Raw genomic sequence first — 24,847 nt, 5'->3', positions numbered from 1 at the left:
TTACCACAAGCTTACAAATTTATTTTTCCCCTACGGGAATTAAAACCACATAGCATTACTATTCATTTTAACTAAATTAAAACACTTACTGATGAAAAAATTACTTTTACTTTTTACTGCATTGCTCTTCTGGACTGGAAGTTCGTGGGGGCAAATGCCTTTTGAGAGCTTTGAGAATGAATCTCCTGTTCCACCCGAGGGTTGGACTGTTATTTATGGTGACAATAACCCAACTGTTAACACCGTAATTCATAGTATTGAAAGGCAATATGACGGAGATCGGTCTTTTCGTTTTTCGTCCTATTCCAGTAAAACTATCTACGATCAATATTTAATTACCCCACAATTAATTGTTAGTGAAGAAAATCAATCATTTTCTTTTTGGCATATAACGACCGGTAACAATAACGAAGATTGTAGAATTGGATGGTCGTCCACGGGAAAGGAAATTGATGACTTTACTTGGGCAGAAGAGGGTATATCCCCAATATTCAGTTCCTGGCAACAGTACTCAAAAACTGATCTTCCTCTAAATACTAAATATGTTGCCATTCATTACTACACTATAAATGGATATTACGTTTTTATTGATCATGTTGTAGGCCCTGCCCTGGACATGTCAAATCAACCCGATTGCGCCATTCTTACGGCTCCAAACTCTGGCGCAACAGCTGTACAATTGGCAGCCACCCTTAACTGGGCTTCTGGAGGTGGATTCCCTAATGGATATAAGCTGTATTTCGGAACTGATAATCCGCCAACTTCTATCGTAAATGGTACAGATTTAGGAATTGTAAACATTTACGATCCTGAGTTGGTTTATTCAACCACTTATTACTGGCAGGTAGTACCATACAACGGAAATGGAAACGCTAATGGCTGCCCGATTTGGTCGTTTACCACAGAAGCCGATCCTATCCTTACACCACCTTTTACAGAAGAGTTTAACACCTTTCTTCCAGCAAACTGGACAAAAGCACAAGGGCTGCTTGGTGAAACAATAACCTTGACTGGTTCATCAAGTGCTTGGGCGGTTGATGGCTTTGCCAATGTAGGAACAACCGGAGCTGCACGTGTTAATATTTATGGTTCTTCACGAAAAGAATGGTTAATTACCTCGTCCATTAATCTGGGTGATGGCACAGATTACAGATTAACCTTTGATCTGGCATTAACCAGGTATGGCTCTACAGGAACTCCTGAAATGACTGGAACAGATGATAAATTTGCAGTTGTTATATCAACTGACAACGGAGCTACCTGGACTTCTGCCAACACACTAATGCTCTGGGACAATGCCGGATCAACTAATGTTTTCAATAATATTTCAACCACAGGCGAGAAAATTATTATTGACCTTTCCTCCTCCTATTCAGGCCTGGTAAAAATAGGGTTCTACGGTGAATCAACCGCATTCAATGCCGACAACGATTTATTTGTTGATAATGTAACCATTGAAGAAATCCCCACCACGCCCCTATTTGCCATTTCGCCTGAATCTAAAGATTTTGGTGGCGCTTATGTAGGTGAAACCTCAGCAGCACAAACATTTACAATTACAAATACTGGCGTGGGTACTTTAAGCATCGCTTCCAATGGAATTACAGTTTCGGGTACCGATGCAAACCAATTTACTTTGGCAGCGGTAAGCTATCCAATTAGCTTAGCTGAAGGCGAATCAACAACTATTAGCGTAACCTTTACTCCCACCTCAGCTGGCAATAAAACGGCTAACCTAAACATAGTTCACAATGCTCCCGGATCACCTTCTACTGTTGTTCTCACTGGCAATGCACTCGCAGCGGGTTCGTTATTCGAGAGCTTCGAAGGAGAAACCTTCCCACCAGTAGGCTGGGCTAAGGACGATGCATCATGGCAGCAATCATCAGGGGGCTACGATGGAACATTAAGTGCTTTTTTATATAGTAGTGGTCCTGTTAGTGATAAAAAACTAATAACACCCAGGATTTCATTAAGCGGAAGTGAATCATTGACGTTTTATGCTAGAAATTATACAGGCTCATCTCAACAGATTCAAATTAAATACTCAGCAAATAAATTAGACTGGAATGACATCGGCCCCGCAATTACCTTAAGCCCTGCATTCACCAAATATGTAATTGATTTATCTACAGTTGCTATTGGCGAGTATTATCTTGCGTTTTCAGCTAATGCAACGAGTGAAGGTTTTAAGGAATTTTATATTGACTACGTCATGGGACCTGTAATTTTCCCAGAGATACCTGACCCTGCCACCATTAAATCACCAGATGATGCAGCAACCGGTGTTTGGAATAATACAACGCTCAGCTGGTCTGCCGGAACTACCGGAGGAATTCCCTCAGGATATAAACTCTATTTTGGAACCGATGGAGCAGGAATTAGCACACCTATTGATATTGAAAATGGAACGGAACAAACATCACCCTATACCCCGGTCAGTGTTCTTGAATACAGTACAACCTATTACTGGCAAGTAGTTCCATACAACATAAAAGGAGACGCTCCCGATTGCCCGATCTGGAGTTTTACAACTATGGCCGATCCCACTATTATTCCGCCTTTTACTGAGGGCTTTGAGACTGGAAACACAGACGGAAACGCTATCGCAAACGGATGGATTCAGGAAGCTATTAGCGGCTCGGAGAATTGGATAACTAGTGACACTGCGACCTTTTATAACAGAACACCCAGAACAGGGGATTGGAATGCTTCTTTACGACACGGCAACACACGGTGGATGTTTCGGGATATTTCCCTCGAGGCTGGAAAAAATTACACTTTTGATATGTTTGCCCGGCAGGATGGTTCTGATGCTTCAGATGCCAGCATAACGGTTAGCTATGGTGAAGCAGCTAATTCAGCCTCTATGACGAATCCAATAGTCACCCAAACCGATATTACAAATGGAGGCTACCAATTGATCACCGGAACTTTTTCTCCTGATGCAGATGGTGTATATGTAATAGGTATCCTTGGCACAATCAATTATAGTCCCTATTATATTTCCATTGATGACATTTCAATTTATGAAACACCAACTTGTCTGGCACCCTATGATTTAACTGTATCGAACATCATAGGCATCACTGCCGATCTTGGCTGGACTGAAAGAGCTGGCGCAACTAACTGGAATATCAAGTATGGTGCACCCGGTTTTAATCCCACAACTGAAGGCACGCTTATTCCCAACATAGGCACAAACCCTTATGCCATATCAGGGCTGACATCAAATACTGTTTATGATTGGTATGTGCAAGCTGATTGTGGTAGTGGTGATCAAAGTGCCTGGACAGGCCCGAAAACCTTTACTACCGGTTATGAATACTACACGATTCCTTATACTGAAGGCTTTGAGACTGGACACACAGACGGTGAAGCAATTGCTAACGACTGGATACAGGAACGTAATGGTGGGAAAATTAAAATATGGATAGCCAATAGAACTGAGACTGGTTACAACAGAACCCCCAGAACAGGTTTATGGAATGCTTTCCTAGGAAACGAAAACAGCCGATGGATGTTTCAGAAAGTTGAACTGAAGGGTGAAACTGAATACACTTACGATATGTATGCCCGGCAAGATAGGTTTCATGCTGAATCTACCAGCATAATAGTTAGCTATGGTACAGCATCCAATAAAGAATCTATGGATATTGAGAATCCAATAGTAGCTCTAACCAATATTGTAGATGGCAATTACCAATTAATTACCGGAACTTTTACTCCTCTTACAGATGGTGTATATTCAATAGGTATCCTTGCCTCACTCAATAGCCTTCCCACGTATATTTCAATTGATGATATTTCAATTTACGAGACGCCCACTTGCCCCGCTCCACTGAAATTAACCATAGGAAACATTACGGCCAGTTCTGCCGATCTCGGTTGGACAGAAAGAGGTAGCGCTGCTGCATGGAATATCAAGTATGGCGCACCCGGTTTTAATCCTGCCAACGAAAATGAAGGCACGCTTATTCCAGATGGTGTGACTACAAATCCCTATACCCTTTCAGGCCTTGATGGGAACAGCACTTATGAATGGTATGTGCAAGCTGATTGTGGTAGCGGTGATGCAAGCGGTTGGGCTGGCCCGAAAACGTTTACCACAAAACAAGTTCTTGCCACGCTCCCCTTAACTGAAAATTTTGAAAACTGGCCTAACCAATGGACTATTGCAAATGGTTCAGAAATAAACCAATGGCATGTTGGCACAGCAACAGCACATGGCGGCGCGCAAGCTGCTTATGTTTCAAATGACGCAGGAGTCACAAACGCCTATACCATAAATGATGCATCTTCAGTTGTCCATATTTACAGAGATATTACATTCCCCAAAGGGGCACAAGAATTTAATTTATCGTTTTGGTGGAAAGGCGTGGGTGAATCGTCCTATGATTATCTGAAAGTGTATTTGGTTGATGTCTCTTATACACCTGTAGCCGGCGTCCTCCCAGGAACTGGTCAAATTGGCGCTATTTTTAATCAAGCAAACGACTGGACTTTATTCGAACATGAATTATTGGTTGACTATTCCGGCACAACTAAAAGGCTTGTGTTTGCTTGGGAAAATGATTATGCAAGCGGCTCTAATCCACCTGCAGCTATTGATGACATCTCAATTTATGAGACAAATCCTGCTACGGCTACCTTCACCGGCACCGGCAACTGGAGTAATCCAGCCAACTGGAACCCCGGGCCGCCATCAGAAACTACTGATGTTACCATTAATGGGAATGTTACGGTTGATAATACCTTTGCTTGCAACGCTTTCACCATCAGTCCTTTGGGGTCAGTAACTATTGACGAAGGTAAATCGTTAACGATAGGCGGTAATCTGTTGATTCAATCTGATGCCACTGGAACGGGTTCATTTATTGATTATGGGACTTTTAACAGTGCCGGAACAACTGTTGAGCGCTATCTAACCGGCGGTTGGGATGACGATAATTACTTAACAGGATGGCACCATATCAGTTCACCGGTTTTAGGACAGGCTATCTCGGAATTTGCTACTGGCAATTATGATTTTTACGGATGGGAAGAATCCAACGGTACATGGATTAACTATAAAGAAGCTGTGACCCCTCCTTTCTTCGTTGACTGGAATGGCGACACGGACTTCAACTTGGGTCAAGGCTACCTTGTTTCCTACGAAGCACCTGAAACTACAAAAACATTTACCGGAGTGTTTAATACCAATGATGTCAACAAAACTAATCTCACTAAAAGCGGAGATAAGTATAGCGGATGGAACCTGCTGGGCAACCCGTTTGCAAGTTCATTAACCTGGGGCGATGGGAACTGGACACTGGGAGATGTGGCCGAAGTTGCAAAAATTTGGAACAATACCGGAAGTTATTCCGATATTATCAATGATATTATCCCAATGGCACAAGGTTTTATGGTTCAAGTAAACACTACAACCAGCCTAACCATTCCTGCTGCTTCACGTGTGCATAGTTCACAGCCATTCTACAAATCAGGCCATGAGCAACTATTATTGGTAGCTGCTGAAACCGATCACGGTACGGCACAGGAAAGCAAGATTATGGTTAATCCAATGGCTACCGAAGGTTTTGACTTTAAATACGATTCACGCTTCCTGGCAGGTTATGCTCCATTGTTTTACTCGGTAGTTGGTGATGAGCTTCTCTCTACCAACAGCATTCCCAGTATCGAAGCGGGTTTGGATATCCCCTTCGGCTTTGTGAAGAATGCAGCCTCTGCCTTCACCATCGAACTGAAAGAAAGCACAGCAAGTCGTGCAGTTTATCTCACCGATAAAAAAACGGGTACGGTAACCAACCTCAGCGAAAAACATGTTTACAGTTTCACGTCAAGTGCCGGAGATGATGTAGACCGCTTCCTGGTGTCGTTTGGTGCCGTCGGTATCGACCAGATTGCTACCAATGAAGGCGCTAATGCTTATGCATACGACGACATAATTTACATAGAAACGCCTTTGAAAGAGCGGAGCTTAGTAAATGTGTTTAACATTTCCGGACAGTTGGTATTGCAGGGCAAAACGGAGGGCAGCACGCTCACAACCCTCGATGCATCATCATTACAAATGGGCATCTATGTGGTGCAAGTAATATCGAACGAAAAAGGAATCAACCGCAAGGTGTTCATCACGAAATAAGAAGATTTTAAGTTGCAACTATCTATAAACGAATAAAATACTTTAATATGAAAAAGACAGGAAAAATCACTAAAGGGATTCTGCTGCTCACTTTGTTTTTGGGCTGGGGATTATTTGCCAACGCTCAGATGGGTGATCCGCCGCTGCCCCCGGGTGGCGGACATAACCAAAACAACAACCAACCTCCGGGTGGTGGAGCTCCTATCGGCAGCGGCGTTGCCATTTTGCTTGGCCTGGGCGCAGCCTATGGCGGACGCAAAGTGTATAGCCATTGGCAGCAACAAGAAGAGACGATAGAGGAATAGCAATTCTCTTTTTAAAATTTAAAAACTCCCGCCGGAATAAGCCTGCGGGAGTTTTTTTTATGGAAATCAGGAACAGAAAATATTAGTAATTATTTGGTTGGCAACGCTTCCACTAAATTGTTTCGATCCCTTCACCAGTTCACCTCCACCAATGCCCCATCCCCGACACGGAGAAGGGAGCTCTCTTTCGTAGAATAGCGGGAAAACCAAACGAAGCGTTTTGTTTGGCGAACTCCTATAAAACCCGGCAGAAGTGCTTTCCTCTCCAAATGGAGAGGGGTCGGGGGTGAGGCAAAAAATTAAGTTTTCAATTTCCTTAAAAGCAAATATTTATTCGTGCTAATTCACAAAAATTCGCGTGAATTCGCGGATTGTTTTCTTGCCCGCGAATTACCGAAGATACTAATCGGATCGATCATTTTCGGTAGCATGTTTTTCTTTTTTCATTCGTTTAGGCCCATACCAAAGCCAAAATCCTGTAATTGTAAACGTCAGCAGGGCAAGCCCCATAATGGAAGTGTAAATTAATTTGATTGGTCCGCCGGTAGTTCCAAAATATTGGTCAAGGATTGAGCCATCATGAATACCTTCAACAAGATCGGAAACTCTTGTCTGGACGTTCAAAACCTCTCCTGTAGTGCCGTCGAGCTGAATCCCCCAATATCCATCAACAAAAACGAATTTAACAATCCCGTATTTTTTTCTTATGTCAATTTTCACAAGCTCAACCGATAATTCAGATGAAACGGAGTCGTGAAGGACATTGCAGGCAATGGTATGCAAGCTGTCGAGAGGGAGCCAATTTTTTAAATCTGTTGATGTACCAACAGGCGTTTTTGGCAAAATCAAACCACCACTATTCTTTTTCCATCCAAGCATAAGTCCTGTGGTACAAACGATGAAGAGAAAAATGAAAAGAGCCGCACCCAAAGCTCTATGGATTTTTCTAAATTCACGCAATAATTTAGTTTGTTTTTTCCTTTTTCTTTTCCGTATCATCATTGGACATCATTAATTTGCCAAAACTATAAAGGTTTTGCACATGACACGTTTCTCTCCGTCGTTTCATTTTCTGCTTTCCTGGCGCCATCGGCAGTTTCACAGGTAAGATTTCAAATTCAAGATTCCCCGGTCTTTTAACTATTTTCGCAGATTGAAAATGACAATTACGCTACTTTGAAAAAAGCCATTGTTTCGGTTATCAACGATCTTGTTACCGACCAGCGCGTTAACAAAAGCTGCCTGGTACTGCAGGAGCTGGGCTATGAGGTGCTGCTTGTGGGGCGCCGCCGCAAACGAAGTCTGCCGCTGCCATCTCGCCCTTATGCCATGCACCGCATGCGGCTGCTCTTTGAACATGGGCCGCTGTTTTACGCCTGTTACAACGTTCTGCTTTTCTTTGTGCTGCTCTGGCGCCATGCCGATCTGCTCTTTGCCAACGACCTCGACACACTGCTGCCCAACTATTTGATTTCGAAAATCAAAAACATTCCAATCGTTTACGACAGCCATGAATATTTTACCGAAACGCCCGAACTGGTCAATCGCAAGTTTGTGCAGGACGTCTGGAAAAAGATTGAAGCCACATTGTTGCCACGCATCAAAACGGTAATCACCGTCAACGACTCGATAGCCAAGCTCTTTCGCGAAAAATACCACAAAGAGATTCACGTGGTGCGCAACATCCCGCCGCAGCAAAAGGATGCTTCTGCTCCGGCTCCGGTTTCATTAAAGCTTGCCAACGACAAGCCCATGGTGCTGTTGCAGGGATCGGGCATCAACATACAACGCGGCGCCGAAGAGCTGGTGGAAGCTATGCAATATGTGCAGCGCGGACAATTGCTGATTATCGGCGGTGGCGATGTAATCGGACAGCTAAAGCAGATGACACTTGACCTGCAGCTCACCGACAGAATAACTTTTATGCCACCCATGCCTTTTGAAAAGCTACGCAGCTACACCCGCCTGGCTACAATCGGACTTTCGATAGATAAAGATACCAACATCAACTACCGCTATTCGTTGCCCAACAAGCTCTTCGATTACATCCATGCCGGCGTACCCGTAATGGTGTCGCCGCTTACGGAAATAAAAAAGATAGTGGATAAATGGCAGGTTGGCGAAATCATCAGCAGCCACGAGCCGCGCAGCATCGCCCTTCACATCGACGCTATGCTAACCGACACCGAAAAGCTGCAGCTCTACCGCCAAAACTGCCTTGCAGCAGCAAAGGCGCTCAACTGGGAAAACGAAAAGCAGGTTTTGATAAAGATTTTAAAACAATATGTCTGAAAAAAAACTCCACATTATCTCCTTCGACATCCCCTACCCTGCCAACTACGGCGGTGTGATAGATGTTTTTTATAAAATAAAAACTTTAAAAAAAGCTGGCATCGGCGTCTTTTTACATTGCTATGCTTACGGACGCAACGAATCACCGGAACTTGAAGCGCTCTGCGAAAAGGTGTATTATTATCCCCGCCGCACCGGCTGGCGCACCAACATAAGCCTGAAACCCTACATCGTAAACAGCCGGAGGTCGGAGCAGCTTATCAAAAACCTTTTGGCCGACGATTATCCGATCCTTTTTGAAGGGCTGCATTCGTGCTTTTATCTTAACGATCCACGTCTGGAGCAGCGCACGAAAACCTATCGCGAAAGCAACATCGAGCACCATTATTATTTGCATTTGGCTAAAGCCGAAAAAAATATTTTTAAGAAACTTTTCTTCACCATCGAAAGCTGGCGGCTGAAGCGCTTTCAGGAAAAATTAAAGTACGCCGACCTGATGCTGGCGGTGTCAGCTAGCGATACGGCCTATTTGCAGAAGCACTTCCCGCAGCACCACGTCGAATACCTTCCGAGTTTTCATCCCAATGACGATTTTGAAGTACAAGCAGGCAAATCCGATTTTTTTCTTTATCACGGCAAATTGTCGGTGACAGAGAATTATAACGCTGCCGAATATCTGGTGGAAGAAGTTTTTGCCGGGCTACCGGAGCAACTAGTGATTGCCGGCATGGATCCGCCAACGCATCTCATCCAAACATGCAGCAACCACAAAAATGTACGCCTCATCACCAACCCGGACGATGCAACGATGTTTGGTCTTATTCGCGACGCACAAGCCAATATCCTGGTTACCTTTCAACCCACCGGTCTCAAACTCAAATTGCTCAACACGCTTTTCAAAGGCCGTTTTTGTATCGTAAATCCTGAAATGGTGCAGGGCACCGGTTTGGACTCACTGTGCGAGATTGCCTGCTCTACCGACGAACTCAAAGAAAAAATAGCATTGGTGGCTCATAAAGATTTCGACATGCAGGAAGTGGCAAAACGACGAGAAGTGCTGATAAAAAATTATTCCAACACAACAAATGCACAAAAGCTAATTACGTGGGTTTTTAAATAGCGATCCACGAATTCACTCGAATTAGGCTAATGAACACGAATAGGAAAAAGAGTTAAAAGTCACACCGTGAATAACGTCAGGCCAATCCACAAATATCCTGAAAAAGTTGTTTCTGCTCAAATAACATTCACGGTGTGACTGTTATAGGAAGTGACTTTTCAAAATATTCTTCAATAAATAAATTTGCCAGCTTAATAAAAAATAATATCTTTGCCGGCCAATTGAAACAGAAAAGTTCTTTACAGAGTTAAAAATATATTGCGGGGTGGAGCAGTGGTAGCTCGTTGGGCTCATAACCCAAAGGTCATAGGTTCGAATCCTATCCCCGCTACTAATACCAAAAAAAGCCGGTACCATCACAGTTACCGGCTTTTTTGTTCTATGCTATCGCACAAAGCGAAAGTATTGGATGATGAAATTTGAAACCAAAAACGCTGCAAACAGTTAATTAAAAAAGCGCACTTATGTCACACAAAGCCGGATTTGTTAACCTGCTCGGGAAGCCCAACGTGGGCAAATCGACGCTACTCAACGCGCTGGTAGGCGAAAAACTTGCGGTGATCACAAACAAAGCGCAGACTACCCGCCACCGCATCAAAGGCATCGTGAGCACCGACGACTATCAGATTGTTTTTTCGGATACTCCCGGCATCCTGCAACCACATTACAAACTGCACGAATCGATGATGGATCAGGTGCGTGAGGCACTCGAAGATGCCGACATCGTGCTCTACATTGTGGAACCCGGCGAGAAGGAACCTGCAGAAGGAATCAAAACGCTCGACTCGGAAAAAGGCCAGCAGCTCATTGTCGTGATCAATAAAGTGGACACACAAAAGCAGGAGCAGGTGCAAGAATCCATCAACCACTGGTCGGAGATTTTTCCGAATGCTTCGGTGATACCGGTTTCGGCGTTGCACAATTTCAACATCACGGCAGTGCTCGAACAAATCGTTGCCAAACTGCCAGAGCATCCTGCCTATTATCCCAAAGATGAGCTCACCGACAAAAGCTATCGGTTTTTTGTTTCGGAAATCATTCGCGAAAAAGCATTGTTGCTCTATCGAAAAGAAGTTCCGTATTCCGTGGAGGTGGTGGTAGATCAATTTAAAGAAACGGAAAGGCTGGCACACATTGAGGCCTTTATTTATGTAACGCGCGAAACCCAAAAGATCATCATCCTGGGCAAGGGCGGCAAAGCCATCAAGCAGTTGGGAACGCTTGCGCGAAAAGATATCGAAGAGTTTCTGGGTAAGAAAGTTTATCTGCAATTGAGCGTAAAAGTCGACAAAGACTGGCGCGACAACGAACAAGCCCTGCGACGCTTTGGATATTAGCAGTATAGGTTTGTCCGAATCCTGCAATCATTTTGAGAGTTTTAAGCATTACATTTTTAATATTAAAAAAATAAAACATGGCAAATATCCTGGCAATAGTAGGCCGGCCTAACGTGGGCAAATCGACACTTTTCAACAGACTCACCGGCCAACGCGCCGCCATCGTGGAAGAAACCAGCGGCGTAACGCGCGACCGCCACTACGGGCAAAGCGACTGGAACGGCAAGCGTTTTTCGGTGATCGACACGGGCGGCTATGTGGTAGGCTCCGACGACATCTTTGAGGGAGAAATCCGCAAACAGGTTGATCTGGCCATGGAAGAGGCCGATGTAATCCTGATGGTGGTAGACTCCCGCGACGGTCTTACACCCCTTGATCAGGACGTAGCCGACATCCTGCGGCGCTCACCAAAAAAGGTTTTTGTAGCTGTGAATAAAGTAGATAGCCCAAAAAACGTACATGAGATCGCCGAATTTTATTCTATGGGGCTGGATCAGATTTTCCCGGTATCGGCCATCAACGGTGGCGGCACCGGCGATCTGCTCGATGAAATTGTAAAGCACTTTGAGGAAATCCCCGACGACAACCTGGACGACCTGCCGCGCTTTGCAGTAATAGGCAGACCCAACGTAGGCAAATCGTCGTTCATCAATGCGCTGCTGGGCGACGAACGAAACATTGTCACCGATATTCCCGGCACCACCCGCGACGCCGTCAACACACGCTACAACAGCTTCGGCTTCGATTTTCACCTGGTGGATACAGCAGGGCTGCGCAAGAAAAGCCGCGTACACGAAAACATCGAGTTTTACTCGGTGATGCGCTCGATTCGCGCCATCGAAAACAGCGATGTATGTCTGCTCATGGTAGACGCCACCACTGGTTTTGAAGCACAGGACATCAACATTCTGCACCTGATCGAGAAAAACAGGAAAGCAGTGGTGATGGTTATTAATAAATGGGATTTAGTTGAGAAAAGTTCCAATACACATCTGGATTTTGAAAATGAAATCCGCAAAAAGACGGCACCTTTTACCGATTATGAAATCGTTTTCACTTCGGTCATCAGCAAGCAACGCATCTTTAAGGCGCTGGAAGCCGCCAACGAGGCCTTTCAAAACAGCCGCCGCCGCGTTGCTACTTCGAAACTCAACGATTTACTGCTGCCCATCATCGAAAGCTCGCCGCCACCCGCTACCAAAGGCAAATATGTGAAGATAAAATACATCACACAGTTGCCGACCAAATTTCCGGCATTTGCTTTTTACTGCAACTCTCCGCAGTACGTCAAAGAGTCTTACACTCGATTTTTGGAAAATGCAATCCGCAAACATTTCGATTTTAAGGGCATTCCGATACAACTTTATTTTAGAACTAAATAAACGACGCCTGCTATGGCAGATGGGGTAAGAATAGATAAATGGCTCTGGGCTGTGCGTGTTTTCAAAACGCGGAGCCAGGCCGCTGATGCGTGTCGCACGGGAAAAGTGGTGATTGCAGGACAACCTGTAAAAGCTTCGCGTGAAGCAAAGGTTGGCGACGAAGTGGAGGTAAGAGTAAGCCCACAGCTAACGCGAACACTTCGCGTGAAGGAGCCTTTGCAAAATAGGGTAGCTGCCCGATTGGTGCCCGATTTTGCCGACGACCTCACCCCACCCGAAGCCTACGAACGCCTCAAAATCATCAACCAACTTAACTTCGAGCGCCGCGACCGGGGAACCGGAAGACCAACTAAAAAACAACGCCGCGACATCGACCGGCTCAAAGAGGAATAAAACGAAATTACAAATGACAATAAAACAACCGCCGGAAGTCGGTGTAAACAATCACAAATAAATCTCTATATTAAAAATCCAATATTTAAAACCTCAATGGAATTTTGAGTTTTAATTTTTTGGATTTTATTTGTTTTTTTGAATTTTGCTATTTGATATTTAAAAAACTATGCTTACGCAACGACAGCTTTTTTTTGAACATGTGGCTCTGCCCTCGCTATTTCCGATGGGACTTGAGATTGTTTCGGCCGAAGGTATTTACATGTATGGCTCCAATGGAACACGCTACACCGATCTGGTTTCGGGCGTTTGTGTCAACAACCTGGGGCACCGCCATCCGGCCATTGTGCAGGCGGTAAAAGATCAGTTGGACAAATACATGCACCTGATGGTGTATGGCGAATTTATCCAGTCGCCGCAAGTAAAGCTGGCGCAGTTGCTTACGCAAAAGCTGCCAACATCGCTCAACTCTGTTTACTTTGTTAATTCGGGCAGCGAAGCTGTGGAAGGCGCGCTAAAACTGTCCAAACGCATAACAGGTCGCTCCCGCCTCATCGGCTTCACCAACAGCTACCACGGCGGCACACACGGCGCCTACAGTATGCTGGGCAACGAACAACTCAAAAATGCCTATCGTCCACTGCTGCCTGACATCGAATTTCTACGTTTTAATAATTATGACGACCTCAAACGTATCGACAGCAAAGCGGCTTGTGTGCTGGTAGAACCCATGCAAGCCGAAGCTGGAATCATCGTGCCGGACCAGGAATATATGATGGCACTGCGCCAGCGATGCACCGAAACCGGAACGCTGTTGATTTTTGATGAAATACAAACAGGGTTTGGCCGCACCGGAAAATTATTTTGCTTTGAAAATTATGGCATCGTCCCGAATATTATCTGCATGGCCAAAGGAATGGGTGGTGGCATGCCCATCGGCGCGTTTGTTGCCGACAAAAAGTTGATGCTCGCTTTTACCAACAACCCCGACTTCGGACACATCACCACCTTTGGCGGGCATCCGGTGAGCGCCGCAGCAGCGCTGGCCAACCTGCAGGTGCTTACCGAAAACCCCGAGCTGATAGCTGAAGCCGACGAAAAAGGAGCGCAGTTTGAAAAGGCGCTTTCGCCACATCCTGCCGTAGTAAAAGTGCGCCGAAAAGGGCTGCTGATGAGCATCGAGCTGAAATCTCCTGAGACAAATGCACGTGCTATGAAACTTCTGCTCGACGAAGGCATCGTCACCGACCCATTCTTCTTTATGCCGCAGGCTTTTCGCATCGCGCCGCCGCTTATCATCACCCGCCAACAAATCGACGAAAGCATCGGGAAAATATTGCAAGTGCTGGATAAGGTTTAAAATCATCCACCAATTCACACCAATTAAGCTAATGAACACGAATAATTAGCGCTAATTTGCTTCTTTGGCGGAAATTCGCAGACAAAGGATTTTAACCATTATCAATTGGAATTCTGAATAATTTTTCCATCCCGAAAGATTAATAACTTCAAAATAAAATTTCTCTTTGCGCGCCCGACAATCCAACAGCTTTCTCATTTCGTACCGTCTTATTAATTTCATCCCGGATTCGGCGCCAGCGAAATAGCTTTGGTTACAGCCATGAGGCCGTAGCGTTTGCGGATGCGATCGAGCGCCTGGTAGAGACTCACCATTTCGGGCGTATCCTCGAAGAGGTCGAGTTGCTGCACGCCACTTACCAGATGGCTGAAGCGTACTCCTATGAGGCGAATGAGCATGCGCCGCTGGTAGAGCCGCTCGAAAAGCTCCAGTGCCACACGCGTAAGCACATGATCGAATGAGGTGTAGGTGATGGTTTTTTGCAGGGTGTGGGTATCAAAGTTGGCATAGCGAATTTTTACCGTGACGCAGCCGGTAAGCTTCTCTTTCTTGCGCATTTGGAAAGCGATTTTTTCGATCATCGTACTCAGCACTTCACGCAGGCGCTGCACGTCGATGGTGTCCTGCTCAAAGGTAGTTTCGGTGCTGATGGATTTGCGCTCGGAGTAAGGCACCACAGGCGCGGTATCGATACCGTTGGCTTTCTTCCAGATGTCAAGACCATTTTTGCCCATGAGCTTCTCCATCATCTCAGGCGGTATCAGGCTCAGGGTGCGAATGTCGGCTACGCCCATCGAACGCAGCAACTGGTAAGTCTTGAGGCCTACCATCGGGATTTTGCGTATAGAAAGTGGTTCGAGAAAAGGACGCACCCGCGGCTGCTCTACCTGCAGCTCGCCGTTAGGCTTGGCCTCGCCGGTGGCTATTTTCGACACGGTTTTGTTTACCGAAAGGCCCAGCGAAATAGGCAGTCCCGTTTCGCGTATGATGCGTGCCCGCAGCTCGTGCGCCCATTTCATTGCACCAAAAAAACGCTCCAGCCCCGTCAGGTCCAGGTAATGCTCGTCGATAGAAGCTTTTTCGTACAGAGGCGCCTGCTCGGCAATTACCTCGGTAACCAGCCGCGAGTACTTGCTGTAGTTCTCCATGTCGCCACGCACCACCGTGGCATGGCTGCACAGATTCAAAGCCAGTTTCATGGGCATAGCCGAGCGCACTCCAAAACGCCGCGCCTCGTAGCTGCAACTGGCCACCACTCCCCGATCGCTGGAACCGCCAATAATCACAGGCTTTCCCTCCAATGATGAGTTCATCAGTCGCTCCACCGACACAAAAAAAGCGTCAAGGTCCAGATGGACAATCGTGCGGCCCAGGACGGGAAGGTTTTCGTCGGTCAACATTTTCTTAAAGTTTCTATTGGTATTCCGAAAAAAGGTTTACTTTTGATTATTTTTTAATCATTATTTCGGCTACAAGATAAACATCTCGAAGTTGCCAACAATTGATTGTTAATAAATATTTGGAGGTAAAAAATGCATTTCAGCACCAACATCCGCTTATTGCGAAAGCGCAAAGGCCGCACCCAGGAAGATGTAGCAGCGAGCCTAAACATCAAACGTTCGACCTACAACAATTACGAAAACCAGATCGCGCGGCCAGGCATCGACAGCCTGCTGATTTTTTCGGATTATTTCGGCGTGGCCATCGACACACTTATCAAAGTAGACCTACGCAACCTCACGCCCAGCCAGCTCTCGCAGCTCGAGAAAGGCTACGACGTCTACATCCGCGGCAGCAGCCTGCGCGTACTGGCTACCACCGTAGATCAGGAAAACGACGAAAACATAGAACTGGTGGGCGAGAAAGCACGCGCAGGCTACACCAATGGCTTTGCCGATCCGGAGTTTATCCGCATCCTGCCCACCTTTAAGCTGCCGTTTTTATCGAAAGAAAAAAAATACCGCACCTTTCAGATTCAGGGCGACTCGATGCTTCCCATCCCACCCGGATCGTACGTTACAGGAGAATTTATTCAAAACTGGAACTTCATCCGCAAGGGCGAGGCATGCATCATCCTCACGCTAAACGAAGGTATCCTTTTTAAAGTCGTCGAAAACCAAATAGAAGAGAAGGGTTTGCTGCGCCTGCACTCGCTCAACACCAACTACATCCCTTACAGCATCCACATAAGCGAGATCAAAGAGGTTTGGAAATTTGTTCATTACATCAGCGCCGAGCTACCCGGACAAAGACCCACCGAAAACGAGATCATCGACAGCATCCGCGAGATACAAAAAGATGTGAAGGGGATTAATGAGAGGATGAGTTCAATAGAGAAATCCTAATAGCCATAAAGGAATTGCGTTAGAAACTACATGCTCAATATCATCTCTTACAACCCAGGCGTCGGGCGCACCCTCCAGTTGTTTTGATGTTTTAGCCTTTCCGCCAATTTCCAGCAGTATTTTGTCGTCCACCAGGAAATCGCCTGTCTTTGGCAAGGTTACATGATGGGCCATGCTCAGGTGGCTCAGCGCAAAAGTTTCGCGCAAGGTACCCATCGAAGGCTCCTGACTGCTAAGAGCGTATAACAGATTGCAGTTATTCAAAAAGATTTTTTCAGGTTTTTGTAATGCAGCTATGCTCTTACCTGCGGGATAAAGCAATTTTAGTAATCTTGCTTCATCAAGAAAATATAAATAGTTGGCCAGTGAGTTACGATGTATGTTGGTTTTTTCGGCCAGCTTTACCAGGTTTGGCTTAAATGGAACCTGCTGCGCTATTATGATAAGAAGCTGCAGGATTTTTTTTCCGTTTCTTATATCAAAGCCTTGCTGGTCTGCCATGTCGTACTCCACAATAAATCGGGTAAGCTGGCGCAGGCGCTGCAGGTATCCCTCCTGGTCTTCGGTATAAAACGGATAATATCCAAATTTAAGATAATCGCCAAAATGCTGTAAAGGACGAAAATCAGGTGGCAGGCTCAATTTATTTTTTTGCTCCGTGTCCATTATCACTTTCAGGTCGATTGGCTCCATCTTTATTATATCCCGAAAATCGAGGTACTCACGATAGGATAAGCCTACGAGTTCGTGCATCAAGGCGCGGCGGCTCAGATCGCCTTCTTGCCGCGAAATATCTATGATGGATGATCCTGTGAAGATGATCTGCAAATCAGGATACCGGTCGTAGATAATTTTTATTTCTTTTCCCCATTGGGGATATTTATGAACCTCGTCCAACACCAGTATCTTTCCACCCTCTCTGTAAAATTGGGCTGCCGTGTCAACCACTGTATTGGTTAAGAAATAGAGATCGTCAAGTGTAAAGTAAGCGGCCTTGTTTGCTGGACTTTTCTGTTCGTTGAGCCACTGAAGCAACATGGTAGTTTTGCCCGTACCTCTGGCACCTTTGATTCCGATAAGCCGATTGTTCCAGTTAATTTTATCAAAAAGGTATCTTTTAAATTTCAGGGATACCTTACTGGTTAACAGTTCTGATTGATTAAGCAATTCGTACATAGCACAAGTGTTTGTGCAAAAATACAATATTTTGCACATCCGGATGTGCATTTTTGGCTTTTATTAAAGTGGAACAAGGTATGAGTGTTAGTCTGAAATCACTAGAGAAGTCTTTTTCACTGCGGAAATGCCACTGCTCCGGCGATAATGAAAAGAAAAAATCATGATAAAATGATTACCTATCAGATTAAGTCTATTTTTGGTTCCTAAAAATTAGTAAGCTGTCAATTATGAAAAAAAAACTACTTACATTCATTACTCTTCTGATCGTAACTTTGATCGGCAATCTTGCTTTTCCCGCTCCTGTTAGCCTCGAGAAGGCTCAAACTGTAGCTATCAACTTCTTAAAAGTTGATGCTAAATCATCTACACTTTCCCTGGTATATACCAGAAAATCTTCATTCTATGTCTTCAGTCACGCCAACGGATTTGTAATAATCGCTGCTGATGACCGGGTTGAACCCATTCTTGGGTACAGCACAGAAAGTACATTTCTTGTGCCTGAAAACAATACCGACACTATCGTCGGAAATAACTTTTGGGGATGGATGCGAAACTACGAAGCACAGATTGCTTACGTGGTTGAGAATAATATCTCTGCTACGGAAGAAATCACTGCATCGTGGCAATTGCTAATAGATGGCAATAGTCAAAATCCGAAAGGAGGAGTAGGCTATTCAACTGTTGATCCTCTTTTAACAACTACCTGGAATCAGACTTGGCCATATAATGCAATGTGTCCTGCCAATCCCTCGGGGCCTGGCGGTCATGTTTACACAGGCTGTGTAGCCACGGCTATGGCTCAGATTCTCAAGTATCACAATTATCCTGACCAAGGATTGGGAAGTTATGGATATACATGGGGGTCTTATCCCTACAGTGGTGCCGACTTTGGAGCTACCACATATAATTGGACAAACATGCCCGATAATATTACATCATTAAATAATGATGTAGCTACCATTATGTACCACGCTGCTGTCTCTGTAGGAAGTATGTGGGGACCTGGAAGTACTGGCGTAGGATATTCAAGTGATCAGGACCCTATGACAAGGGCCTTCCTGAATTACTTTAAAATGGCATATTCTACGATCAGTTATGTCGAGAAATCGGCATATACTGATGACCAATGGAATACCTTGATACAAGGGGAGCTCCTTGAGAGTCGTCCCGTTTATTACCGTGGCGATGGTGTAGGCAGCCATGCCTTTGTCTGTGATGGCGTTGATGATGCAAATATGTACCACTTCAACTTCGGTTGGGGAGGAGCGTACAATGGCTACTACACCGTAGCTTCCATCAATCCAGGAGGCTATAACTTCACAAGCAACCAAGATGCTATCATCGGCATACAACCCAATGACGGCAGTACCTTGGTAGAAGACGCTACCTGGGGTTCAGTTGAAAAAAACAGCAATGTTTGCATTCCCGATGCCATAACCCTGACCATAGATCCTGGTGCCACAATAAGTTTTGGAGAAAACTGTAAACTCCAAGTATTTGGCCAAATCACCTCAATAGGTGATAGTAGCAACTATGTGGTCTTCACCGCAGCGGACACAAGTCTAGGCTGGAGTGGTATCAAGTTTGATAATGGATACATGGGAGGAGAGGTGATGGCGGACAATGATACCAGTAGATTGAGCTATACCCAAGTGGAGTATAGTCAGAACTCTGGTATCTATTGTAAGAGTTTTGGTAAAGTACTCATAGACCATAGTAAAATCAATAACAATTATGTTGATGGTTGGGGTGGTGGAATTTCCGTATGGTATACTGCCATTAATATAACTAACTCTGAGCTCTACAAGAATCATGCCACAATTAAGGGGGGGGTATTTATATTAATAATAACAACAATTTACCTGCTACCATTAGTTACAATAACCTCTACAACTGTTCATCAGATATAATTGGAGGGGGAATATATTTAAACAACGTCAATTTGTCGTTAAATAACAACACCATCATTGGCTGTCAAGCTGTCTTAGGGGCGGCAATTGGAATGATGTTTGGAAGCCCAACACTGAGCAATGAGAAATACTGCAACAACGTAACGCCAGATCCTGGCTATGGCACAATATACATCGAAAGTGCTAATCCGAATATTGTAAACAGCCTCCTTGCTAATAATACAGCAAGTGGGATTTATATGGAGAATTCCATGTCTAATATAATAAACACTACCATAACAAACAATAACACTAATTACGCAGCTGGTATGGTTTTTGATCTAAATTCAGATGCAAACGTCAGAAATTGCGTTATTAATGGAAACGAAGCAAACAATCCTATGTACGGCAATCAAATCCTTATTGTTGACGATGAATCAGACCCTTATTTTGATCATTGTAATATCCAAGATGGAATAGGTGGTTTTGGTGGGCCTGGTAGTAGTAATTATGATTCCACCCACTACACCAATAACATCGATGCTGATCCATTGTTTGTGGATCCAAGTATCGGTGCGGGGGCTGGATATAATGGATTGACCGCTGATTGGGGACTCCTCGTAAACTCGCCATGCATAGACGCAGGTGATACTACGGGAATCCTACAGCTACTCCCACTACTGGATTTAGCAGGAAATCCTAGGATTAATGGCACCATTGATATGGGTGCCTATGAATATGTAGATGTTCCGATTCCGTTAGCTATTCAAGCAATAGCTATGCCTGATACCATTTGTCAAGGAGAAAGTTCTTTACTACGTGCTATAGCTTCAGGTGGAACTGGACAATATACTTACAGCTGGACATCTAATCCAGCTGGATTTACTTCTACACTGGCTAATCCTGTTGTTTCCCCAGACACCAACACTATCTATTTTGTGGAAGTAAATGATGGAAACACTTTCATCAGTACAGATGTATTGGTAACTGTAAACACTAGTTTACCGGTCAGTGTTGATATCGTTGTTGATAACAACCCCGTCTGTTCTGGAATAGCTGTAACGTTTACTGCTACTCCTATTAATGGTGGATCCTCACCTACTTATCAATGGAAGAAAAATGGAATTATTGTTGGTACCAACTCACCAATATATTCTGTTATTCCTCTGAATGGGGAGACGATAAACTGTGTTTTAACCTCTGATTTACCATGTACAACTGGAAATCCCGCTACTAGCAATGCTATAACCATGATTGTTCATGCTTCGCCAATTGTAGAAGCTGGTAACGACCAAAGCATTGCTTATGGAAGTTGGACAGTACTAAATGGTTCAGCTTCAGGAGGAAGCGGTAACTATAGTTATCATTGGGAACCAGCAGCGATGTTGATTAACGCCAACATGCAAAACCCACAAACAATAAATCTTACATCATCAGTAATCTTTACCTTGACGGTAACTGATGTAGCTACTGGATGCACAGGGACTGATCAGGTAATGATTACAGTTACTGGTGGACCATTAGCAGTGACTGCTTCTGCAAATCCAGCATCTATTTGTCAGGGAGAAACTTCTCAACTCACTGCACTTGTTTCAGGTGGCAGTGAAAATTATACCTTTAGTTGGACTAGCAACCCAGTTGGATTCGTCTCTACATTGCAAAATCCAATCGTATCACCTATCATTACAACTACCTATACGGTGCAGGTGTATGATGGGTATAATACCGCCAATGCATCTGCTTCAGTTGGGGTAAATCATTATCCCCTACAGGCGAATAAGCCTGTTGGTGCAGATAGCATCGATCTGAACTATGTGAGTAGTTCTGAATACTCAACCGAGCCGCTAAGCAATGTTAATTACTATTCTTGGATTCTCGAACCTGCCCACATGGGCAGTATTTCAGGTAGCGGGACTGAGATTACCATCACCTGGAGTGGAACGCTCGGGCAAGCAAACCTGAGTGTGGTAGGCGTAAACGATTGTGGTCAAGGAGCGGTTTCCCAACCCTTGATTATACAAATAGATAACAGTGTAGGAATTAAAACCCCTGCGCTGTATGACCTGAAAATTTTTCCAAATCCGTCCACAGGAGTTTTCACGATTTCTTCCTCCAAAAGCATATCGGCAGTTTATCTGTACGATGTGAGCGGGAGAATTTTTAAAAGTCTCTCTGAACCGTTGCATGAAGGAATGTCCGTTACAATGGATTATTCCTATCTGCATAGCGGCATTTACTTCGTTCATGTGTACATGGAAGAGCAAATTGCGGTGCGAAAGGTAGTGGTGAATTAAGAATGGATAGGCAGAGCCTATAAAAATAAAAAGACCGAGGCTCAGCCTCGCCCAAACACCGATATTTTATTTCCTTCTGGCGTTGCAGGTAATTGCGCTAAGCCTTTTAAACTTCGCCATTCGATTTTCTGCGGTTCGATTGTTTTAGCCCCCTAAGAAGTTGGACAACGAATCTCGAATGTTGAAGTGGGCGATGTTCGATGAATCATGATGCTCCGAAAGAAGAGGAAAAAAAGAATAGAAATTGTGCTCAGCTCTTTGCGCCAAGCGCCTTGCTTTTTTTCCTTCGATATTCGATATTCTGCGGTTCGAAATTCAAAATTTGATAATCTTAAGGGTTGCATCCCCTTCAGGGCTGCGAACCCAGTGGTTCTTCCAACTTATCGACCCACCAACTTCTTCACCTCACCAGCGTTGCCTGATAGGTCTTCTTATTTCCCCGCTCGTCAGTTACCTCCAACTTCAGACGGCTGCTGCCTTTGGGCATTCGCTCATCGATGGTATAAATGAGCAGCTTATTTTTGGCATCATAATCCATCAATATCCATTTATCGTTGATGGTGCCCCGATAGTCGGCAATCCCCGAAAGGGCATCCTCGATACGAAAGGTGATATTTTTTTGACCTGAAACATTTTTGCCATTGGCAACATTTACCGCAGCAATGGTCGGCGCCACCGAATCGATGACCACAGCGTAGTTTCCAAACGAACGTATCGGAGTCACCAGCCAGCCCTCCTCCCACTTTCCGCCAACAGGAATCAGGTCGCCTTTGAGCGGCACCTGCACCACCAGCGCTTTGCTTGCGCTGCCTGATGGAAGACCCTGAGGCTTCAAATATATTTTACCGTAATCGTGCATCGGCGCGCCCGAATGATTCACTTTGTAAAGTGGCGTATAAAATCCTTCGCCCGCAGCCGATTGGGAAAAAGTAAAGCTAAGCGTGTCGTAAAGCGTTCCGCGCGGAAGTTCCAGCCTGAAGTCGTCAGCCGAAAACTCATTGTCTGAATCCCAGTCAAAAACTGTTAGTGTTTTTGGATTTACCACCTGCTGCATCGCATTCCGAAAATCCGGCGGTACCGCCTGCGCATAAAATGTCAGCACCGAAGCGTTGCCACTGGCATCCTCCGCCACATATTGCACCCGATGCAACTTGCCGTCGGTAAATTCGATCAGCCCGCGTTTAGAGCGCGTTTCGTAGATGGACAATTTGTTGCCTGGCGCTATGTAAGTTTTCTGAAAGCGCACCCTGCGGCGTGCATAGTCGTCGTAATCAATCAGGCTGTTGATGTAACGTGATTCCTCAAACGAAAAACCATCCAACCGATGGCTGTAAAATTCGACAGAGTCCACCAAAAGACGTACGGCATACACCCCATTTTTGTTGCTGGACTCGTTGAGTAAGTCGTATGCATCTATGCCAAAATAAAATGTCCCCGAAAGGGAAATTGTGTCGCCATCTTTCAGACGGTAATTCGGCCCCCACCCAGCCAAAGCAAACTCTGTGATTTTGCTGCGCCCATTGACGTGACTTTGTTTTCCGACAGGATAAACCTTCATGCGTTGCATCGTGGGACGGGTAAAGTCGCGAATGTCGAAGCCAAACAACTGCGGGTTTACCGGAATTTCGCCCTCAGTTTTGCGCAGTTCAAAATGCAGATGCGGCCCCATCGAACTTCCGCTATTGCCTGAAAAAGCTATCACCTGGCCTTTTTTTACCCTAAACTGCTCCGGTTCTGGAAAAAGATTTACAGCAAACGATTCCAGCCTGTATTGCTCAGCGCGCAACCAGTGCGCCAGCGAATCAGCAAAACGGTCGCAGTGCCCATAAACCGAGGTGTAGCCATTTGGGTGATTGATATAAACGGCCTTACCAAAGCCTCCCGCCGACACCGACACGCGCGACACATAGCCATCGGCCACAGCAAGAATAGGCTTTCCGATAGTGCCACCCGTTTTGATGTCGATGCCCGAATGAAAATGATTGTTGCGCAGTTCGCCAAAAGTCCCCGACAGCAGCATCCTGAAATTCACCGGCGCACCAAAATAATCTTTCGGAAACTCCTGCTGCGCCTGCACCCAAAAATGCTGAGCTAATAATAGCGCCACAATCATCAACAACTTATTCCTCATTATTATCCAGAATTTTTATCAGTTCATACATATTATCAATTACAAACTCAGCTTCGGGGGCATTCCCATAAACATGTTTCTCGTCCAACAGAATGGCGGCCATTCCGGCCTTTTTAGCTCCGACGATATCTTTCTCGTAGGAGTTGCCAATCATCACACAAGCCAAAGGTTCTGTTTCCAGCGCCTTTGCCACAGCTTCAAAAAATCGCGGGTCAGGCTTTTGGTAACCCAGATCGGCAGAAGCAAAAAAATCGTCGAAATATCTCTCCACATCCACGCGCCGCAACGCCCTGCGCATGGCGCTCACATCCGAAAAATCGGCGCTGGTAGCAATGGCGCAGCGGTATTTTCCACTGAGGATCATCAACGCTTCTTTGGCGCCCTCTTTCAGCGCCACCTCGGGCCAGTCGGCCATAGCGCCGGGCAAGCCGTAGTCGTACATCACCGTGTCTCCCCAGTCGAAAATTAATACTTCCACCGATTTATTCATTTGCAATTTTTATAAAAAGGGCCTTTTTAATAAGATCAGTAGGGGCGGCAAAACCAAGCTTTCCTGTTTAAATGCTTCCTGGGTTTCAATAGGCAAAGCCTATAAAAATAAGAAAGAACGAGGCCAAGCCTCGTCCAAACACCGGCTAGCCATTCTACTAAGATTTTTCATTCCTCCGGTTATAA

The 24,847-nt window shown here is 45.1% G+C and carries 16 protein-coding genes and 1 tRNA gene; 12 read left to right on the top strand and 5 right to left on the bottom strand.

The genetic code is table 11. The features are described from left to right. Nucleotides 1-91: 91 nt before the first annotated feature. Both VFC92_07755 and VFC92_07750 read left to right on the top strand, forming a co-directional pair. Nucleotides 92-6,145: a choice-of-anchor J domain-containing protein gene (locus tag VFC92_07755; GenBank protein HZK08081.1), complete on the top strand. Its 6,054-nt coding sequence runs from the start codon at nucleotides 92-94 to the stop codon at nucleotides 6,143-6,145. Between the two features lie 47 nt (nucleotides 6,146-6,192). Next, nucleotides 6,193-6,450, top strand: a complete 258-nt coding sequence (locus VFC92_07750) for a hypothetical protein (GenBank protein HZK08080.1) — start codon at nucleotides 6,193-6,195, stop codon at nucleotides 6,448-6,450. Between the two features lie 402 nt (nucleotides 6,451-6,852). On the opposite strand, the gene VFC92_07745 is transcribed toward VFC92_07750, so the two are convergent. Then, a complete protein-coding gene (locus VFC92_07745) occupies nucleotides 6,853-7,452 on the bottom strand; it encodes a PepSY-associated TM helix domain-containing protein (GenBank protein ID HZK08079.1) in 600 nt (199 codons plus the stop codon). Nucleotides 7,453-7,626: 174 nt separating this feature from the next. Between VFC92_07745 and VFC92_07740 the strand changes: the two genes are divergently transcribed. The 7 genes from VFC92_07740 to VFC92_07710 all read left to right on the top strand — a co-directional run bounded on the left by VFC92_07740 (nucleotide 7,627) and on the right by VFC92_07710 (nucleotide 14,334). Next, entirely contained in the window at nucleotides 7,627-8,742 is a 1,116-nt protein-coding gene (locus VFC92_07740; GenBank protein HZK08078.1) for a glycosyltransferase, read from the top strand. After that, on the top strand, nucleotides 8,735-9,862 hold the full coding sequence (locus tag VFC92_07735; GenBank protein ID HZK08077.1) for a glycosyltransferase family 1 protein: 1,128 nt from the start codon (nucleotides 8,735-8,737) through the stop codon (nucleotides 9,860-9,862). The genes VFC92_07740 and VFC92_07735 overlap by 8 nt, the downstream gene beginning before the upstream one ends. Nucleotides 9,863-10,121: 259 nt before the next feature. Next, a tRNA-Met gene (locus VFC92_07730) sits at nucleotides 10,122-10,193 on the top strand. A gap of 133 nt (nucleotides 10,194-10,326) precedes the next feature. Next, nucleotides 10,327-11,199 (top strand): GTPase Era, encoded by an 873-nt coding sequence (gene era / locus VFC92_07725; GenBank protein ID HZK08076.1) that lies wholly within the window; start codon nucleotides 10,327-10,329, stop codon nucleotides 11,197-11,199. A gap of 77 nt (nucleotides 11,200-11,276) precedes the next feature. Beyond that, nucleotides 11,277-12,581 carry a ribosome biogenesis GTPase Der gene (der, locus tag VFC92_07720; protein ID HZK08075.1) on the top strand — a complete coding sequence of 435 codons (1,305 nt, stop codon included), beginning with the start codon at nucleotides 11,277-11,279 and terminating at the stop codon, nucleotides 12,579-12,581. A gap of 12 nt (nucleotides 12,582-12,593) precedes the next feature. After that, nucleotides 12,594-12,974 (top strand): S4 domain-containing protein, encoded by a 381-nt coding sequence (locus tag VFC92_07715; protein ID HZK08074.1) that lies wholly within the window; start codon nucleotides 12,594-12,596, stop codon nucleotides 12,972-12,974. A 169-nt stretch (nucleotides 12,975-13,143) separates the two neighbouring features. Further along, nucleotides 13,144-14,334 (top strand): aspartate aminotransferase family protein, encoded by a 1,191-nt coding sequence (locus VFC92_07710; protein ID HZK08073.1) that lies wholly within the window; start codon nucleotides 13,144-13,146, stop codon nucleotides 14,332-14,334. A 218-nt stretch (nucleotides 14,335-14,552) separates the two neighbouring features. Here VFC92_07710 and dinB read toward each other — a convergent pair whose 3' ends face one another. Further along, the gene (gene dinB / locus VFC92_07705; protein ID HZK08072.1) at nucleotides 14,553-15,734 is read right to left on the bottom strand and encodes a DNA polymerase IV; all 1,182 of its coding nucleotides are present in this window, start codon (nucleotides 15,732-15,734) and stop codon (nucleotides 14,553-14,555) included. Between the two features lie 132 nt (nucleotides 15,735-15,866). Between dinB and VFC92_07700 the strand changes: the two genes are divergently transcribed. Then, the gene (locus tag VFC92_07700; GenBank protein ID HZK08071.1) at nucleotides 15,867-16,679 is read left to right on the top strand and encodes a LexA family transcriptional regulator; all 813 of its coding nucleotides are present in this window, start codon (nucleotides 15,867-15,869) and stop codon (nucleotides 16,677-16,679) included. On the opposite strand, the gene VFC92_07695 is transcribed toward VFC92_07700, so the two are convergent. Continuing rightward, nucleotides 16,662-17,855 (bottom strand): AAA family ATPase, encoded by a 1,194-nt coding sequence (locus tag VFC92_07695; GenBank protein ID HZK08070.1) that lies wholly within the window; start codon nucleotides 17,853-17,855, stop codon nucleotides 16,662-16,664. The genes VFC92_07700 and VFC92_07695 overlap by 18 nt on opposite strands. Before the next feature lie 230 nt (nucleotides 17,856-18,085). On the opposite strand from VFC92_07695, the gene VFC92_07690 reads away from it, so the two are divergent. Both VFC92_07690 and VFC92_07685 read left to right on the top strand, forming a co-directional pair. Next, on the top strand, nucleotides 18,086-19,768 hold the full coding sequence (locus VFC92_07690) for a C10 family peptidase (GenBank protein HZK08069.1): 1,683 nt from the start codon (nucleotides 18,086-18,088) through the stop codon (nucleotides 19,766-19,768). Beyond that, nucleotides 19,693-22,041: a T9SS type A sorting domain-containing protein gene (locus VFC92_07685; GenBank protein ID HZK08068.1), complete on the top strand. Its 2,349-nt coding sequence runs from the start codon at nucleotides 19,693-19,695 to the stop codon at nucleotides 22,039-22,041. The genes VFC92_07690 and VFC92_07685 overlap by 76 nt, the downstream gene beginning before the upstream one ends. Before the next feature lie 400 nt (nucleotides 22,042-22,441). On the opposite strand, the gene VFC92_07680 is transcribed toward VFC92_07685, so the two are convergent. Together VFC92_07680 and VFC92_07675 are read right to left on the bottom strand one after the other, a co-directional pair. Next, a complete protein-coding gene (locus tag VFC92_07680) occupies nucleotides 22,442-24,172 on the bottom strand; it encodes a M23 family metallopeptidase (protein HZK08067.1) in 1,731 nt (576 codons plus the stop codon). Continuing rightward, nucleotides 24,162-24,662, bottom strand: a complete 501-nt coding sequence (locus VFC92_07675; GenBank protein ID HZK08066.1) for an HAD family hydrolase — start codon at nucleotides 24,660-24,662, stop codon at nucleotides 24,162-24,164. Before VFC92_07675 ends, VFC92_07680 begins: the two co-directional genes overlap by 11 nt. Between the last annotated feature and the right edge of the window lie 185 nt (nucleotides 24,663-24,847).

The organism is Bacteroidales bacterium (genome assembly GCA_035647615.1).
Taxonomy (GTDB): domain Bacteria; phylum Bacteroidota; class Bacteroidia; order Bacteroidales; family 4484-276; genus SABY01.
Note: the sequence above shows the minus strand (reverse complement) of the source record. Positions and strands in the feature narration are given on the sequence as shown.

Bases quoted from the DNA above. Each gene is read 5' to 3' on its own strand.
- VFC92_07715 (HZK08074.1), top strand. From the start codon at position 12,594: ATGGCAGATGGGGTAAGAATAGATAAATGGCTCTGGGCTGTGCGTGTT.
- VFC92_07755 (HZK08081.1), top strand. From the start codon at position 92: ATGAAAAAATTACTTTTACTTTTTACTGCATTGCTCTTCTGGACTGGA.
- VFC92_07675 (HZK08066.1), bottom strand. From the start codon at position 24,662: ATGAATAAATCGGTGGAAGTATTAATTTTCGACTGGGGAGACACGGTG.
- era (HZK08076.1), top strand. From the start codon at position 10,327: ATGTCACACAAAGCCGGATTTGTTAACCTGCTCGGGAAGCCCAACGTG.
- der (HZK08075.1), top strand. From the start codon at position 11,277: ATGGCAAATATCCTGGCAATAGTAGGCCGGCCTAACGTGGGCAAATCG.
- VFC92_07680 (HZK08067.1), bottom strand. From the start codon at position 24,172: ATGAGGAATAAGTTGTTGATGATTGTGGCGCTATTATTAGCTCAGCAT.
- VFC92_07695 (HZK08070.1), bottom strand. From the start codon at position 17,855: ATGTACGAATTGCTTAATCAATCAGAACTGTTAACCAGTAAGGTATCC.
- VFC92_07735 (HZK08077.1), top strand. From the start codon at position 8,735: ATGTCTGAAAAAAAACTCCACATTATCTCCTTCGACATCCCCTACCCT.
- VFC92_07750 (HZK08080.1), top strand. From the start codon at position 6,193: ATGAAAAAGACAGGAAAAATCACTAAAGGGATTCTGCTGCTCACTTTG.
- dinB (HZK08072.1), bottom strand. From the start codon at position 15,734: ATGTTGACCGACGAAAACCTTCCCGTCCTGGGCCGCACGATTGTCCAT.
- VFC92_07710 (HZK08073.1), top strand. From the start codon at position 13,144: ATGCTTACGCAACGACAGCTTTTTTTTGAACATGTGGCTCTGCCCTCG.
- VFC92_07690 (HZK08069.1), top strand. From the start codon at position 18,086: ATGAAAAAAAAACTACTTACATTCATTACTCTTCTGATCGTAACTTTG.
- VFC92_07745 (HZK08079.1), bottom strand. From the start codon at position 7,452: ATGATGATACGGAAAAGAAAAAGGAAAAAACAAACTAAATTATTGCGT.
- VFC92_07700 (HZK08071.1), top strand. From the start codon at position 15,867: ATGCATTTCAGCACCAACATCCGCTTATTGCGAAAGCGCAAAGGCCGC.